Below are 15276 nucleotides of genomic sequence, written 5' to 3'. Positions count from 1 at the left end.
GTGCCGAACCCGTGTCTCCCCGCCCTGTCGAGGGCCGGTGGAGAGCGGACGTTTCTGCACGTTCTCCGACTGCCAGGGAGCCACGCCCGTGCGTGTCCACTGCGCGGTGTACGCCCTGGGGCTGCGCCGCTACTCCACCTACCGCGCGGCCGCCGCCGCCGGGGTGTTCACCAACTCGGTCTTCGGCGCGATCAACGCCATGGTGCTGCTCGCGCTGTTCGCCGCCCGCCCCGAGATCAACGGTTACGACGCCACCGACGCCGTCACCCAGGTGTTCGTCGCCCAGGCGCTGCTGGCCCCGCTCGCCATCATGGGGCCCGCACTCGACCTCAGCGAGCGCATCCGCACCGGCGCGGTCGGCGTGGACCTCCTCCGACCGGTCCCCCTGCTCGGCTGGACCCTGGCCCAGGACATGGGCCGGGCCACCTTCGACTTCGCCTTCCGCAGCGCACCCACCTTCGCGGTCGGCGCGCTCCTGTTCACCCTGGCCCTGCCCGGGGACCCCGCGCGCTGGCTCCTCACCCTGGTCTCGTTCGTGCTGGCCGTCGTGGTGGGCTTCGCGCTGCGCTACCTGTACTCGGTGGTGGGGTTCTGGCTCATGGACACCCGGGGCGTGTGGGCCGTGATGGGCCCGGCCGGGCCGGTCCTCGCCGGAATGCTGCTCCCGCTCACGCTCTTCCCCACCGGCGTCGCGGACGTGCTGAGGTATCTGCCGTGGGCGTCGATGGTGCAGATCCCCGCCGAGGTCTTCCTCGGCAAGGACTCGCTGCCGGGCGGGGGCGTGCTCGGCGGGTTGGCGTTGCAGGCGGCGTGGGCGGTGGCGCTGCTCTCCCTGGCCGCCTGGCTGACCGGCCGGGCCACGCGCAGGGTGGTGGTCCAGGGTGGCTGACACGCTCTCAGCGAGGAGGCGGGGCGCCCCCTCCCCGCTCCGGAACCTGGGCCCGGAGCTGCGCACGTACGTCCGCCTGGCCTGGACCTGGACCCGCGCGGTCGCCCAGTACCCGATGGCGCTGTCCCTGTTCACTCTCGGGATCACACTCGCCTCGCTGGCGGAGATGGGCGCCGTCGTCGTGGTGTTCGCGCACGCCGGGACCCTGGCCGGGTTCACCGTGTACGAGGGACTGCTGGTGTACGCACTGGCCGCGTTCTCCTTCGGCGCCGCCCAGCTGCTCACCGGATCGGTGGACCGCCTCGGGGAGCACATCCGCACGGGCAGCTTCGACACCATGCTGGTCCGGCCGGTGTCCCCGCTGATCCAACTGGCCGCCGACCAGTTCTCGCCGCGCCGCTTCGGCCGGATCGTCCCGGCCCTGGTCGTGCTGGTGTTCGCCCTGGTCATGTGCGACATCGACTGGACCGTCGGGCGGATCCTCATGCTCCCGGTGCTGCTGGCCTCGGGTGTGGCCGTGTGTACCTCGGTGTGGCTGATCGCGGGCTGTCTCCAGTTCTTCGCCACCGACGCCCGGGAGGCGGCCAACTCGGTCACCTACGGCGGGCAGGCGCTCACCGAGTACCCGATCGCGATCTACGGGCGCGACCTGGTGCGGTCGGTGACGTACGTGGTTCCGCTGGCCTTCGTGAGCTGGCAGCCCGCGCTCCACCTCCTGGACCGGCCCGACCCGACGGGGCTGCCCGGGTTCCTGCGCTTCCTCGGCCCCGTCGTGGCCGTCGCCCTCGCGCTGGTGGCCGCCCAGGTGTGGCGGTTCGGCCTGCGCCGGTACCGCTCCACCGGAAGCTGACCCGGACCCGGAACCCGACGCGGGTGCCCCGACGGGGCAGGGAAACCCGGACGCTCGAAGACCCCCGACCCCCGACCCCCGACCCCGACCCCCGACCCCGAACGACAGGAAGGAGTGTGCCCCCTTGCGGGTCCACGCAGCGGTGTACGCCCGAGGGCTGCGCCGCCACTCGACCTATCGCGCCGCGCTCGTCGCCGGCGCCCTCACCAACTCGGTCTTCGGCGCGATCAACGCGATGGTGCTCCTGGCCGTGTTCGCCGCGCGCCCCGAGATCAACGGTTACGACGCCAGTGACGCCGTCACCCAGGTGTTCGTCGGCCAGGCGCTGATCGCCGTCACGATGATCGTCAACACCGCGCCCTCCCTCGACCTCGCGGAACGCGTGCGCGGCGGCGACGTGGCCACGGACCTGCTCCGCCCGGTCTCCCTCCTGGGCTGGTGGATGGCGGAGGACCTCGGCCGGGCCACGTTCACCTTCCTCTTCCGCGGCGTGCCCACCTTCTGCGTCGGCCTCCTCCTGTTCGACGTGGTCCTGCCGGGCGGCCCGGTCCGGGCCGCGGCGGTCCTTCTCTCGGCGGTCCTGGCCGCCGTGATCGGGTTCGCGCTGCGCTACCTGTGCTCGCTGAGCGGTTTCTGGCTGATGGACACCCGGGGGCTGTGGACGGTGAGCGGCCTCGTCGCCCCGGTGGCGGCCGGGATGCTGCTGCCGCTGGCCCTGTTCCCGCCCGCGCTCGCGGACGTGCTGCGGTATCTGCCGTGGGCGTCGATGGTGCAGATCCCGGCGGAGATCCTGCTCGGCAAGGACTCGCTGCCGGGCGGGGGCGTGCTCGGCGGGTTGGCCTTGCAGGCGGGGTGGGCGGTGGCGCTGCTCCTGTTCGCCGCCTGGCTGACCGGCCGGGCGACGCGCAGGGTGGTGATCCAGGGTGGCTGAGACGACGACACGGGACCGCGAGCCCGGGACCCCGCTGGCCCGCGCCGCCGGGGCCGTCCTCCGGCCGGTCCAGGACTACCGTCGGCTGGCCTGGATCTGGGTGCGCGCCTTCGCCCAGTACCCGGCCTCCCTCCTCCTGATGTCCCTGGCCGTCGCGGTGAGCGTGCTCGCCCAGATCGGCGCGGTGGTGATCGTGTTCGGCCACGCCGGAACGCTGTCCGGGTTCACGGTGTACGAGGGACTGATGGTGTTCGGGCTGGCGGCGAGCGCCTTCGGGATCGCTGACATGTTCATGGGTGCCGTGGAACGGCTCGGCCTGCACATCCGCGCCGGTTCCTTCGACGCCATGCTGGTCCGGCCGGTGTCCCCGCTGGTTCAGTTGGCGGCGGACGAGTTCTCCCCGCGCCGCCTCGGCAAGGTCGTCCCCGCCCTCGTGGTGCTGGGGATCGCGCTGGCCAACGTCGACGTGGAGTGGACGCCCGGCAGGGTGCTCCTGCTCCCGGTGATGATGCTGTCCGGGGTGCTGATCTGCGGCGCGATCTGGGTGGCCACCGCCTGCCTCCAGTTCTTCGTCGCGAACGCCCGCGAGGCGGCCAACTCGGTCACCTACGGCGGGCAGGCGCTCACCGAGTACCCGCTGGCGATCTACGGCCGCGAGATCGTCCGCTCGGTGACGTACGTGGTGCCGCTGGCCTTCGTCAGCTGGCAGCCCGCCCTTCTCGTGCTCGACCGACCCGACCCCCTCGGCATGCCGGAGGCCCTGCGCTACGCGGGCCCGGTCGTCGCCGTACTCGCCTGCACCGGAGCCGCGCTGCTGTGGCGGTTCGGGCTCCGCCACTACCGATCCACCGGGAGTTGACCGATGACCGCAGAAGGAACAGAGGAACCCACCAACGTGGCCACCGAGACGGGAGAGGCCGCCGAGGCACCCGAGGTCTCCGAGGCCGAACCGATCATCGAGGCGGCCGGGCTCGGCCGCGACTTCGTCGTCTCCGAGGGCCCCTTCCTGCGCCGTACCCGACGCACCGTGAGCGCCGTCCGCGACGTGACCTTCACCGTGCGGCGTGGGGAGATCGTCGGCTACCTGGGGCCCAACGGCGCCGGGAAGTCCAGCACCATGAAGATGCTCACCGGCATCCTCACCCCCACCTCGGGCAGCGTCCGGGTGGTCGGGAGGGATCCGTCCCGCGAGCGCACCCGCCTGGCGAGGGACATCGGCGTGGTGTTCGGCCAGCGCACCACGCTCTGGTGGGACCTGCCGCTGCGCGACAGCCTCAGCCTTACCCGGCACCTGTACCGGGTGCCCGCCGACGTCCACGCGGAGCGGCTGGCCGAACTCACCGAGCTCCTGGAGCTGGAGCCCTTCCTGGACACCCCGGTCCGCCAGCTCAGCCTGGGCCAGCGGATGCGCGGCGACCTCACGGCGGCCCTGCTGCACGCCCCGCCGCTGCTGGTGCTGGACGAGCCGACCATCGGCCTGGACGTGGTCAGCAAGTCGACCATCCGGGAGTTCCTGCTGCGGATCAACCGGGAGCGGGGCACCACCATCCTCATCACCACGCACGACCTCGGGGACGTGGAGCGGCTGTGCGACCGGGTGATCGTGATCGACAAGGGGCGGCTGGCCTTCGACGGGGACCTCCCCGAGCTGCGCGCCACCGTGCCCACCCCGCGCGTGCTGGTGGTCGATCTGGTGGCACCGGCGCCCGCGATCGAGGTGGAGGGAGCCGTCACGGTCCGGGTGGACGGGCCGCGCCAGTGGCTGGAGCTGGCCGACAACCCGGCGCGGGTGATCTCCCGGGTCACGGCGGAGCACGAGGTGGCCGACCTGACGCTTCGGGAGCCCGACATCGAGGGCGTGGTCTCGGCTCTCTACCGGGGGGCGCTGCCCACCGAAACCCGGGCCTGATGCCCCTGTACCAAGGGGACGCGTTCGGGGACCATGGGATGTATGTCCCCTTTGTCATACGGTCTGTGGCTCGGGGTCGCCTTCAGTGTCCTGTCCTGTTGCGCGTACACGGCGGCCGCCGTCGCGCAGCGCAGACTCGCCGTCCGCGTTCCTGAGCCACTGACCGGCGGACACCAGATCGGAGCGCTGCTCCGGCACCCCCTCTGGTGGATCTCCCTCGTGTTCAACGGCGGCCGCGCCGGTTTCCAGGTGGCGGCGGTGAGCTTCGCGCCGCTGACCGTCGTGCAGCCCCTCGGCGTGCTGGTGCTGGTCCTCGGTATCCCCTGGTCGGCGCGGCTCTCCCACCGGAGGGTGAGCAGCGCGGAGTGGCGGGGAGCGGCGTACACGATGGTGGCGCTGGGGGTGCTGCTGGCGGTCACCGTCACCGGTGATCATGGCGGGGTCCTGTCCTACGAAGGGGCGGCGCTGGTGGGCGTCGGGACCGTGGTCCTGCTCGGCGCGGTCGCGTGGGTCGCGGGTCGGGTGCCGTCGCGGGCCTGGCGGAGTTACCTGCTCGCGGGTGCGGCCGGGGTGGCCTTCGGTGTCTCGGCGGCGACGGTGAAGACCGCCGTGTGGGCCTTCGACGAGGGTGTGCTGGCCGGGCTCACGCACCCGTCGAGCCCGGCGACAGCGGTGATCGCGGTCTTCGGGCTCCTCCTTGCGCAGGCCGCCTATCAGGGGATGGACCTGGGGGCGCCGCTGGGCATCACGACGCTGGCCAACCCGGTCGCGGCCGCCGTGGTGGGGGTGGCCCTCATGGGGGAGACCTACGCGGGCGGTTGGCTCGGAGCAGTGGTCGCCGTGGGGTGCGCGCTGGTCGCGGCGCACGGGATCCGTCTGTTGACCGTGCCCTCCACCGACGAGGGGGCGAAGGCGCCGGAGGGGACACGGGGGACGTAGGGGCGGGAGTCTGGCTGTGTGGCCTTAGCTCGTACGCAGGAGTGCGACCCATTCGGGGTCGGGGAGAGGTGACGCCCGTGGCAGGGGAACTCGGAGTCCCGGACCGTGCTGCACAGCTCCTCCACGAGTTGAACCTTCCGGTTGAGGCCGTCGCCACGTCCGGACAGTGGGGCGTGGCCAAACCCGACCGCGACTTCTTCGCTCACGTCATCGCCATGGCCCCCGGGGAACCCGAGGAGATCGTGTATGTCGGTGACCACCGTGACAACGATGTACGTCCCGCCCGCGAAGCCGGGCTGCGGCCAGCGCTGATCCGTCGCGGCCGCTGGGGATACCTGTGGGCGGATCAGCCGGAGGTGCGCGCTGACGCGGACTGGGTCATCGACTCGATCAGAGAGCTGTCAGGCCTGCTCACCGCAACGGACTGACCCCGTCCGCAGTTTCCACAACGCATCGAGGGGTCCTCCGTCACCTGCGGGTGCAACGAGATGACTCCACAGTAACCACGGTTCCCTCTCCACATTCAGGTTCTCGTCATCGCCTGTAAGCCGATGAGGAGTGGTCGGACCTGTTTTTGTCCCCAGCCTGTGGACAACCCGGTCGAGAAACGTTACGGCGACCGCCGCCGGGAGCGCCCCAGCAGCAGGGGTCGGCTTTCGTTGCGTATTTTCGTCACGGTGAGTTGCGTCCCCGCGACCGTTCCGCCGCAGGTCACCGCGTCATCCTCGCACCTCGGAACCGGGGAAGTCGGCGTTGCGGAACCCTTGGGACGCACGCTCCGCTCTCGACTCAGAGCTCCGGGAAGCCCACCGTGACCACCAGACCCCCCTCCGGACGTGCCCTCGCGGTGGCCTTGGCACCGTGCGCCGTGGAGATCGAACGGACGATGGACAGCCCGAGCCCGGTCCCGGGGCGGTCCCGGTGCAGACGGGCCGCGTCTCCCCGGTGGAAGGGCTCGAACAGCTCCTCCGCGTCACTCACTTCCGCTCCAGTGTTGGTCACCCTGAGCACCGTGCGGCCCGCCGCCGTGCGCACCCGCACTTCCACCCACCCGTCGGCGGTGTTGTACCGAACGGCGTTCTCCACCAGGTTGCGCACCAGGTGCTCCAACAGGACCGGGTCGCCGTCCACGAGGGCGGGCCGCACGTCCACCCGCAGATCCACCCCCTCCGCCTCGGCCGCCCCCGCGTGCTGGGCCACCACACCGTGAACCACCTCGGCCAGGTCCACCTCCTCGGTCCGCGCCAGTCCGCGATCCGAGCGGGCCAGCAACAGCAGTCCGCTGATCAGCGCCTCACTGCGCGCCACCGAGTCCAGCGCCCGACGGAAGGTCGGCCGCAGATCGTCCGGGACCCGGTCCTGGGCCAACGGCACCTCCAGCGCGGCACGCTGCACCGACAACGGTGTGCGCAGCTCGTGCGAGGCGTTGGAGACGAAACGGCGCTGGGAGTCGAAGGCCCGCTCCAACCGGGACAGCATCCCGTCGAACGTGTCACCCAGCTCCCGGAACTCGTCGTCGGGCCCCCTCAGGTCCAACCTGCTGTGCAGGTCGTGCTCGGACAGGGTGCGCGCCGCGTCGGTCACGCGGTGCAACCGCCGGAGCGGCCCGCCCGCGATCACCCACCCGGCCAGCGCCGCCAACAGGGTCACACCCAGGAGGATCAGCACCGAGTTCAGGAGAAGGTCCGACAACACCCCCACCTGGTAGTCGTCCACGAGAAGGGCCAGGGGCTCGGCCTCGGTCTCCGCCCAGTCGGTGGTCGGAGCCGCCTCCCCGGACTCCTCGGCCTCCCCGGTCTCCCCGGTCTCCCCGGTCGGCGCGGGAACGGTCGGGGCCGGGACGACAAGGGTCTCGGACGGATCGCCGGTGGGCAGCGCCGCCGTCGTGGACAGCTCGACCCCCCGCATCTCCAGACTCGCGGAGACCATCGCGTAGTTGGCGGAGAGCAGCAGCGCCCCGCCGAGGGCGAAGACCCCCGTGTAGACGAGGGCCAGCTTCGTGCGCAGGGTCAGGCTGGTGAACCGGCTCAGCCAGCGTCGTGGCACGGCCATGGATGCGGCGGCCACGTCAGATCCGGTAGCCGTGGCCGGGGACGGTCTCGATCACCGCGGGAGCGCCCAGCTTGCGGCGCAGCCCGTGCACCACCACCTTCAGCACCCCGCTGAACGGGTCCAGGTGGGCGTCCCACACCTTCTCGATCAGGTGGGTCGCGGTCACCGGCGCACCGTCCGCGCGCAGCAGCTCCTCCAGCACCCCCAGTTCCTTGGGGGAGAGGGAGAGCACCCGCCCGTCACGGGACGCGGTCCGCCGGGTGGTGTCCAGCACCAGACCCGCCCGGCTCAGTGTCGGAGGCGCCGCCGGACGCGCCCGGCGGCCCAGTGCCCGGACCCGCGCCACCAGCTCCAGGTACGCGAAGGGCTTGGCCAGGTAGTCGTCGGCGCCCAGGTCGAGCCCGTCCACCCGGTCCTCCAGCCCGCCCGCGGCGGTGAGCATCAGCACGCGGGCCTGCACCCCGGGGTCCTCCGCGATCCGCAGGCACACCTGGTCCCCGTGCAGCACCGGCAGGTCGCGGTCCAGGACGACGACGTCGTAGTCGTGCACGGTGGCCATCTCCAGGCCGGTGTCGCCGTCGTGGCACACGTCCACCGCCATGCCCTCACCGCGCAGCCCCTCGGCCACCGTCTCCGCCAGGTCCGGCTCGTCCTCCACCACCAGAATGCGCATGCGTTCCCCTCGCCCCTGAACTCCGGCCGTCGGCGTTCCCGACCGACAAGCACTATCCACCGCCCGGTTAGGCCGAGGTTAACCCCGCGAAACCCCCCAACGAGCGGGGAACCGGGGGCCTCAGAACCCGGAGGACCCTAACCACCGGCTAACCGCGGTCCCGCTGACATGTGCTGTGCACCCACCAGCGGCGTCGGCCCATCCGGCGCCCGACCAAGGAGGACCTCATGCGTTCACTCACCCTCGCCGCCGTGGCCACGGCGGCGGCCGGGCTCCTGCTCACCGGCTGCGGGGCCTCCGGCGGGGACGAGGCGGCGGACTCGGAGGCCGCCCCCGAGAAGTCCATGGACGAGGCGATGCTGGACTACGCCGCCTGCATGCGCGAGGCCGGTTTCGACATGCCCGACCCCGACCCGGACAGCGGCGTGATCGCCCTCCCCGGCCTGGAGGAGCCCGACGACGAGATGTTGGCGGCCATGCAGGAGTGCGAGGAGCTCCTCCCCGTGGACGAGAACGCGCCCACCGAGGAGGAGCAGTTCGAGGCCGACCTGGAGATGGCCGAGTGCCTGCGGGAGCACGGCATCGACGTCGAGGACCCCGAGCGCGGCATGGGGCTGTCGCTCCCGGTCATGCCCGAAGACGACGAGCACATGGCGGCCATCAGCACCTGTAGCGGCTCCGAAGGGGGCAGCACCGAAGAAGGCGGCGCCGAAGAGGGCGGCGTCGACTTCCAGCCCGGGACCGAGGGCGACTCGTGAGCGCGGACACCGACCTCCTTCCGGAGGAGGAGACCGACGACGCCGAGCGGCCACGGCCCCGCAGGGGGAGGGGGTTCGTCTGGCTGGCGGCGGCACTGCTGAGCCTCGTGGTCCTGTGCGCCGGGGCGGCGGTGACGGTCTGGGGCTGGCCCCAGGCCGCCAAGGAGGAGGAGACCACCGCGCCCGCCGCCACCGCCTCGGTCGAACGCACCACCCTCCTGCGTGAGGAGCGGCTGGACGGCGTCCTCGGGTACGCGGGCGGGGGCTCGTTCTTCGCGCGTTCCGACGGTGTGCTCACCTGGCTCCCCGAGGAGGGGGCCGAACGCTCCGCCGGGCAGCGGGTCTGGGAGATCGACGGCCGCCCGGTGATCCTACTGCGGGGCGACAAGCCCGCCTACCGGACCCTGGAGCCCGGCTCGAAGGGCCCGGACGTGCGCCAGTTCGAGCAGGCGCTCGCCGAACTCGGGTACGGCGGCTTCACCGTCGACGACGAGTTCACGTGGCTCACCGCCGAGGCGGTGAAGCGCTGGCAGAAGGACACCGACGGCATGGAGGTCACCGGCACGGTCGAGCCGGACCAGATCTGGTACACCTCCGGTCCGGTCCGGGTGACCGGGCACGAGGCGGCGGTGGGCGAGAGCGTGGGCCCCGCGACCCCGCTGGTCACCACCGCGTCCACCCACAAGGTCGTCCGGGTCGACCTGAAGGTGGGCGACCGCGACCTCGTCGACGAGGGCGACGAGGTCACCGTGGAGATGCCGGACGGCCAGACGGTCACCGGAGAGGTGGAGTCCGTGGGCGACGTGGCCCAGGTGGAGGAGGACGAGGAACCCGGCGGGGGCGGCGGGTCGCCCACCGTGGAGGTGCTGGTCGCCCTGGACGCGGACGCCGAGGGGGCCGAGGGCTTCCTGGACCAGGCACCGGTCAAGGTCCTCGCGAAGGGGGAGTCGCGCGAGGACGTGCTCGCCGCTCCCGTGGGGGCGCTGATCGCCCTCTCCGGCGGCGGCTACGGGCTGTCCGTGGTGGACGGCGACGGGTCGGTGCGGGACGTACCGGTGGAGACCGGCTGGTTCACCGACGGCCTGGTGGAGGTGACCGGTGACGGCGTCGACGCGGGCACCGAGGTGGTGGTCCCCGAATGACCGCCGTGGAGTTCACCGGGGTGAGCCGCCACTATCCGGGCGGCGTACGCGCGCTGGACGGGGTGGACCTGCGCGTCGAGCGCGGGGAGATGCTCGCGATCGTCGGCCCCTCGGGGTCGGGGAAGTCCACGCTGCTGAACCTGCTCGGCACCCTGGACGCCCCGACCTCCGGGAGCGTGCGCGTGTTCGGGTACGACGTCGGGGAACTCGGGGACGACCAGCTCGCCGCGCTCCGGGCGCGGACGATCGGGTTCGTCTTCCAGCAGTTCCACCTGGCGCCCAACGTGTACGCCGTGGACAATGTGGCCGACGGCCTGCTGTACGCCGGTGTGCCCGCCCGGACCCGGGTGCGGCGGGCCCGCAGGGCCCTGGAACGGGTGGGACTGGCGGACCGGGCCCGCCACCGGCCGCACGAGCTCTCCGGCGGGCAGAAGCAGAGGGTGGCGATCGCGCGGGCCGTGGTGGGTTCCCCGCCGCTGCTCCTGGCCGACGAACCCACCGGGGCGTTGGACACCGCCTCGGGCGAGGCCGTGATGCGGGTGCTGCGGGAGCTGAACGAGGACGGGGTGACCGTCGTGGTGATCACCCACGACCGCGAGCTGGCCGCCTCCCTGCCGCGCCGGGTGGAGGTGCGCGACGGTCGTGTGGTCGCGGACACGGGTGCCTCACGGGGAACGGGCGACTCCCGGACCTCGACTGACCCACAGACCTCGAAGGACTCTCCGACACCGGACACCGTCCCGGGCTCGGAAGACACCCGGAACCGGGCGGAGGCGGGCCGGTGAGGGGGCTCCTGCGGCGGTGGCGCGACCGCCGATCACCGCTCCGCCCCGCCCGGCTCTCCCTGGTCGACCGCCTGCGGACCGGGTCGAGCGGGCTGCGCGCCCGGCCCACCCGCGTGGTGCTGTCCGCCCTGGGTATCGCCATCGGAATCGCGGCGATGGTCGCGGTGGTCGGCGTCTCGTCCTCCGGCCAGGCCGAACTCGACCAGCGGATCGCCCGGCTGGGCACCAACCTGGTGTCCGTCGCGCCGGGCGACGACCTGTTCGGTGAGGCCGCCACGCTTCCCGAGGAGGCGCGCGGACGGATCGGCCGGATGCCGGAGGTGGAGCACACCTCGCAGGTGGAGCAGGTGAGCGGGACCAACGTCTACCGGAGCGACCTCGTTCCGAGCGCCGAGTCCGGCGGAATCTCCGCCTACGGGGCGGACCTCGACCTGTTGGAGGCCGTCCGCGCCGAGGTGGCCGTGGGCACGTGGCTGAACGGGGCCACCTCCGACCACCCGGCGGTCGTGCTCGGCGCCTCGGCGGCCGGGAGACTGGGGATCGACCGGATCACCCCGGACACGCTGGTGCTCATCGGTGACACCTACTTCTCCGTGGTCGGCGTGCTGGAGCGGGCGGAGCTGGCACCGGAGCTGGACAGCGCGGCGCTGGTCGGCCAGGAGGTCGCGGAGGAGGTACTGGGCGCCAAGGGCGAGGCCTCCACGGTGTACGTGCGGGTCGACCCCGAGCACGTGGAGCGGGTCCGGGACGAGGTGGGCCGCAACGCCAACCCGGAGAACCCGAACGAGGTCAAGGTGTCCCGCCCGTCGGACGCGCTGGAGGCCCAGCAGGCCGCCGACCAGACCTTCCAGGGGCTGCTGCTCGGTCTGGGCGGGGTGGCCCTGCTGGTGGGCGGGGTGGGGGTGGCCAACACGATGGTCATCTCCGTGCTGGAGCGCCGTGGCGAGATCGGTCTGCGGCGCGCCCTGGGCGCCACCCGCCGCGACATCAGGGGGCAGTTCCTGGTGGAGGCGATGGCCCTGTCCGCGCTGGGCGGGGTGTTCGGGGTGCTGCTGGGTTCCCTCGCCACGGCGGGGTACGCGCTGCTGCGCGGTTGGCCGGTCTCCCTGCCCTGGTGGGCGGGGGCGGGCGCGGTGGTCGCGACGGTGGCCATCGGGGCGGTCGCCGGGATCGTGCCGGCCCTGCGGGCCGCCGCCCAGCACCCCACCGAGGCGCTCGGTACCGCCTGAGCCCGTTCACGGGTTCCGGCCGACGCGGCGGCCCGGCCCGGTTCCCCGGGACCGGGCCGCCGCGTCATGTCCTGGCCTCCGGCCTCAGCCCTGTGAGTCGGCCCCCGCCACCGGAACCCGCCACACCAGCACGGTCCCGCCGTCCTCGCCCCGACCGGCGCTGAACTCTCCGCCCAGGGCACGGGCCCGCTGCTCCAGGTTGCGCAGGCCGCTGCGGCGGCCCTCCTCGGGAAGCCCCACCCCGTTGTCGGTGACGGTCAGGATCAGGGTGGTGGGGCGGCCGGTGGCCGACCGCTCCTCCACCGTCACCGAGACGTGCACCTCCGTGGCGCGGGCGTGCCGGGCGACGTTGGTCAGTCCCTCCCCCAGGACCGCCAGCAGCTGCTCGCCCACCTCGTCGGGGACGGACGCGTCGATCGGCCCGTCCAGGCTCACCCCCGGGTGGCAGCCCAGGCTGTGCGCGGTGTTCTCCGCCAACCGCAGGATCTGCTCACGCAGCGAGGTGTCCCTCCTGCTCGGCGGGTGCTGGAGGTCGAAGATGGTCGACCTGATCTCCCGGATCGTGCTGTCCAGCTCGTCGATGGTGCTCTGGACCCGTTCCCCCGCCTCCGTGGAGCTGATCAGCCGGACCGTGCTCATGAGGGTCATCGCGGACGCGAACAACCGCTGGATCACCACGTCGTGCAGGTCCTTGGCGATCCGGTCCCGCTCCTCCAGGACCACGATCCGCTCGCTGTCCCGCCGGGCCTCGGCCAGCTCCAGAGCCACCCCCGCCTGGACGGAGAAGGAGTTCAGCATGCGTCTGATGTTGGAGTCGAACGGTGCCCTGTCGGAGAGTTTGCCGAGCAGCAGGACCCCGCGCGTGTTGCCGGGGGTGCCCAGCGGCACCAGCAGCCCGGGGCCGTAGCCGCGGTGGGTGAGCATGGGGCAGTTGGCCTGGCGCAGGTCGGGGATGGTCTCGGCCTCGCCCGACTCGTACACCCAGCCGCAGGCGGAGTCCTGGATCTCCACCGGGGTCCCCAGGATCTCCTGGGCGATCGGCCCGTCCGCGAACTCCGCGAACAGGTGACCGCGCGCGTGCGGATCCGGCAGCATCACGACGGCGGTGTCCGCGCGGGCGATCTCCCTGGCCTGGGCGGCCATGTAGGCCAGCACCTCGTCGGTGTCGGCCCCCGACAGCAACCGGGTGGTGATCTCCGTCGAGGCGGCCAGCCACCGCTCGCGCAGCCGGGTCTCCTCGTACAGGCGGGCGTTCTCGATGGCCACACCGGCGGCGGTGGCCAGCGCGGTCACGATCGTCTCGTCCTCCTCGTCGAACTCCCCGCCGTTCTCCTTCTCGGTCAGGTAGAGGTTGCCGAACACCTCGCCGCGCACCTGGATCGGCACCCCGAGGAAGCTCGACATCCTCGGGTGGCCCTCCGGGAACCCGCCGAAGTCCGGGTGGTCGCGCAGGTCGGAGAGGCGGAGCGTGGCCTGCTCGAACGAGGGCGTGCCGAGCACGCCCTTGCCGTGCGGGAACCGCCCGATCCGTTCGGCCTGCGCCTGGGTGAACCCGACCGGGATGAACTCGGTGAAACCGCCGTCCTCACCGATCACGCCCAGCCCGGCGAACCTGGCCTCGGCCAGGTGGGCGGCGGCCTCGGTGAGCCGCCGCAGTACGGTCGCCAGGTCCAGATCGCCACCGATGTCCAGGACCGCCTGGAGCAGAGAGTGCATCCTCCCCTGAGCGGAGAGCCCCGGGTTCATCTGGGAGTGCACATCCGCGAGGAGCTCGTCCAGGGACTTCGGGGACCACCGGTGGCTCTGGGGGATCTTGGTCATGTGTGGTTCAACCTCCGCAGAGCCGTTGAGGGGTTGAGGGCTAATACTCGAATTGTCGTTGGTTTTTTCCCGGTTTGCCACATCTTGCTGTTAGGAAGCTTGTTCGAGCGGCCGGGAATTCCCCTGGAATCGAGGACAGCGGCCCGGCAATTCATGCTAACGTCACGTTCAGTTGGCGCAGGAAGGCACTCTGTGACCTCGCGCCGCTGCCTCCCCCGCACCCCCAGGTTCCGGGGTGCCTCCCACACGAACACCACGAGCCCCTCCTCCCCCGGTGACCCACCGGAGCGGACCGGCTCACACGGCGGAAGGAAGCCCCGGTGTCTGGATACCACGGTACGGTCGGCGCCATCGGCGTCCGCCTCGCCGTGTGCCCGGAACCGGTCCGACGGGCCCTCACGCTCGCCGGTCTGCTCACCGGCGTCCTGTTCACCGTGTGGCTCGTCTCCGCCGCCCCGGCGCACTCCTCGGAGCTGCCCGGTACCGAGAACCCCCTCACCGCCGGTGTGGTGGGTTCCGGACTGGTGACGGGCACCGAGACGCTCGGCGGTTCACTCGGCGGAGCGGTCACCACCGTGGGTGAGCGGGCCACCCAGCACGCCACCGAGGCGGTGGACGGCGCCTCGGAGGCCGCGCGTGCGGTCGAGACCGAGGCCTCCGCCCCCGTCCAGCAGGTCCGGGACGCGGTCCGGGAGACCTCCCTTCCGCACCCCGACCAGCTGTCCGAACTGGTCGCCCCGGCCCCCGCGCGGGTCACCGAACCCGCGCAGGCCCCCGAGGGCGACGACCCCGCCGCCGAAGACCGTCAGGACCGCGAGACCGGGGCCGAGGCCCCGGAGGAGCAGCGTGCGGTGGCCGAACGGCCCGCCGCCGACGCCCTGGTCGCGGCCCGGGAGCGCGGTTCCGTCGACCACCCGGCCGAGGACGCCACCGAGCGCGACCGGTCCGCCGACACCGCCCCCCGTTCCACCGAGGCGCTCACCACCATCGCGGGCGGCACCGCCCCCGCGTCCGGTGGTACCGCCTTCGCGCCCGCCGTCGCCGGGTTCCTGCCCGTCACCGGCGCCCCGGCGCCCGCCCCCGGCCTGTTCGAGGCCGCCCGGCACGTCCTGCGCTCGGTTCCCGCCGAGTCCGCCGACGAGCCGACCTTCTCCCCGGACTAGCGGACCACCGGACCGCGTCCCGCGCCCGTACGCCCTGAGCGTCCCGCGCCGCACGCGATCAGCCCGGCACGGCTTCTCCAGCCACACCCTTCCCAGCGGCACCAGCACTCGGTGACCTTCTGGGGGTTGACGTGA

At 72.5% G+C, this 15276-nt stretch carries 15 protein-coding genes; 12 read left to right on the top strand and 3 right to left on the bottom strand.

Annotated features, from left to right (window positions below):
- Positions 1-88: 88 nt before the first annotated feature.
- The 7 genes from AC0VYL_RS27120 (at position 89) to AC0VYL_RS27090 (ending at position 5946) form a co-directional block, all read left to right on the top strand.
- The gene (locus AC0VYL_RS27120) at positions 89-889 is read left to right on the top strand and encodes an ABC transporter permease (protein ID WP_475457225.1); all 801 of its coding nucleotides are present in this window, start codon (positions 89-91) and stop codon (positions 887-889) included.
- On the top strand, positions 882-1739 hold the full coding sequence (locus AC0VYL_RS27115; protein WP_475481857.1) for an ABC transporter permease: 858 nt from the start codon (positions 882-884) through the stop codon (positions 1737-1739). The genes AC0VYL_RS27120 and AC0VYL_RS27115 overlap by 8 nt, the downstream gene beginning before the upstream one ends.
- Before the next feature lie 124 nt (positions 1740-1863).
- Positions 1864-2670, top strand: coding sequence for an ABC transporter permease (locus AC0VYL_RS27110; RefSeq protein ID WP_475457221.1), 807 nt, complete (start codon positions 1864-1866; stop codon positions 2668-2670).
- Positions 2663-3529, top strand: coding sequence for an ABC transporter permease (locus AC0VYL_RS27105; protein ID WP_475481856.1), 867 nt, complete (start codon positions 2663-2665; stop codon positions 3527-3529). The genes AC0VYL_RS27110 and AC0VYL_RS27105 overlap by 8 nt, the downstream gene beginning before the upstream one ends.
- A 3-nt stretch (positions 3530-3532) precedes the next feature.
- Positions 3533-4579 carry an ABC transporter ATP-binding protein gene (locus tag AC0VYL_RS27100; protein ID WP_475481855.1) on the top strand — a complete coding sequence of 349 codons (1047 nt, stop codon included), beginning with the start codon at positions 3533-3535 and terminating at the stop codon, positions 4577-4579.
- 42 nt (positions 4580-4621) lie between these two features.
- The gene (locus AC0VYL_RS27095) at positions 4622-5518 is read left to right on the top strand and encodes a DMT family transporter (RefSeq protein WP_475481854.1); all 897 of its coding nucleotides are present in this window, start codon (positions 4622-4624) and stop codon (positions 5516-5518) included.
- Positions 5425-5946 (top strand): HAD family hydrolase, encoded by a 522-nt coding sequence (locus tag AC0VYL_RS27090; RefSeq protein WP_475481853.1) that lies wholly within the window; start codon positions 5425-5427, stop codon positions 5944-5946. Before AC0VYL_RS27095 ends, AC0VYL_RS27090 begins: the two co-directional genes overlap by 94 nt.
- A gap of 361 nt (positions 5947-6307) precedes the next feature.
- Here AC0VYL_RS27090 and AC0VYL_RS27085 read toward each other — a convergent pair whose 3' ends face one another.
- Complete coding sequence (locus tag AC0VYL_RS27085; protein WP_475481852.1) at positions 6308-7585, bottom strand: sensor histidine kinase; 1278 nt, start codon at positions 7583-7585, stop codon at positions 6308-6310.
- A gap of 1 nt (position 7586) precedes the next feature.
- On the bottom strand, positions 7587-8243 hold the full coding sequence (locus AC0VYL_RS27080; protein WP_475457210.1) for a response regulator transcription factor: 657 nt from the start codon (positions 8241-8243) through the stop codon (positions 7587-7589).
- 227 nt (positions 8244-8470) lie between these two features.
- Here AC0VYL_RS27080 and AC0VYL_RS27075 point away from each other — a divergent pair, with 227 nt between their 5' ends.
- Genes AC0VYL_RS27075 through AC0VYL_RS27060 form a run of 4 tightly spaced genes read left to right on the top strand, consistent with a single transcriptional unit; the run spans position 8471 to position 12157 of the window.
- On the top strand, positions 8471-9001 hold the full coding sequence (locus tag AC0VYL_RS27075) for a hypothetical protein (RefSeq protein ID WP_475457208.1): 531 nt from the start codon (positions 8471-8473) through the stop codon (positions 8999-9001).
- The gene (locus AC0VYL_RS27070; RefSeq protein ID WP_475481851.1) at positions 8998-10143 is read left to right on the top strand and encodes a peptidoglycan-binding protein; all 1146 of its coding nucleotides are present in this window, start codon (positions 8998-9000) and stop codon (positions 10141-10143) included. The genes AC0VYL_RS27075 and AC0VYL_RS27070 overlap by 4 nt, the downstream gene beginning before the upstream one ends.
- Positions 10140-10928 (top strand): ABC transporter ATP-binding protein, encoded by a 789-nt coding sequence (locus AC0VYL_RS27065; RefSeq protein WP_475481850.1) that lies wholly within the window; start codon positions 10140-10142, stop codon positions 10926-10928. Before AC0VYL_RS27070 ends, AC0VYL_RS27065 begins: the two co-directional genes overlap by 4 nt.
- A complete protein-coding gene (locus AC0VYL_RS27060; protein ID WP_475481849.1) occupies positions 10925-12157 on the top strand; it encodes an ABC transporter permease in 1233 nt (410 codons plus the stop codon). The genes AC0VYL_RS27065 and AC0VYL_RS27060 overlap by 4 nt, the downstream gene beginning before the upstream one ends.
- 84 nt (positions 12158-12241) lie before the next feature.
- On the opposite strand, the gene AC0VYL_RS27055 is transcribed toward AC0VYL_RS27060, so the two are convergent.
- Positions 12242-13978: a sensor histidine kinase gene (locus tag AC0VYL_RS27055; protein WP_475457200.1), complete on the bottom strand. Its 1737-nt coding sequence runs from the start codon at positions 13976-13978 to the stop codon at positions 12242-12244.
- Positions 13979-14298: 320 nt separating this feature from the next.
- Between AC0VYL_RS27055 and AC0VYL_RS27050 the strand changes: the two genes are divergently transcribed.
- A complete protein-coding gene (locus AC0VYL_RS27050; RefSeq protein WP_475457198.1) occupies positions 14299-15141 on the top strand; it encodes a hypothetical protein in 843 nt (280 codons plus the stop codon).
- Positions 15142-15276: the final 135 nt, after the last annotated feature.

It is taken from the genome of Nocardiopsis sp. iso_238 (assembly GCF_056173325.1).
This window is presented reverse-complemented; position numbering and strand designations above follow the sequence as displayed.

Excerpts from the sequence above, each read along its gene's own strand:
- AC0VYL_RS27100 (WP_475481855.1), top strand. The coding sequence starts at position 3,533 with ATGACCGCAGAAGGAACAGAGGAACCCACCAACGTGGCCACCGAGACG.
- AC0VYL_RS27095 (WP_475481854.1), top strand. The coding sequence starts at position 4,622 with ATGTCCCCTTTGTCATACGGTCTGTGGCTCGGGGTCGCCTTCAGTGTC.
- AC0VYL_RS27080 (WP_475457210.1), bottom strand. The coding sequence starts at position 8,243 with ATGCGCATTCTGGTGGTGGAGGACGAGCCGGACCTGGCGGAGACGGTG.
- AC0VYL_RS27075 (WP_475457208.1), top strand. The coding sequence starts at position 8,471 with ATGCGTTCACTCACCCTCGCCGCCGTGGCCACGGCGGCGGCCGGGCTC.
- AC0VYL_RS27065 (WP_475481850.1), top strand. The coding sequence starts at position 10,140 with ATGACCGCCGTGGAGTTCACCGGGGTGAGCCGCCACTATCCGGGCGGC.
- AC0VYL_RS27055 (WP_475457200.1), bottom strand. The coding sequence starts at position 13,978 with ATGACCAAGATCCCCCAGAGCCACCGGTGGTCCCCGAAGTCCCTGGAC.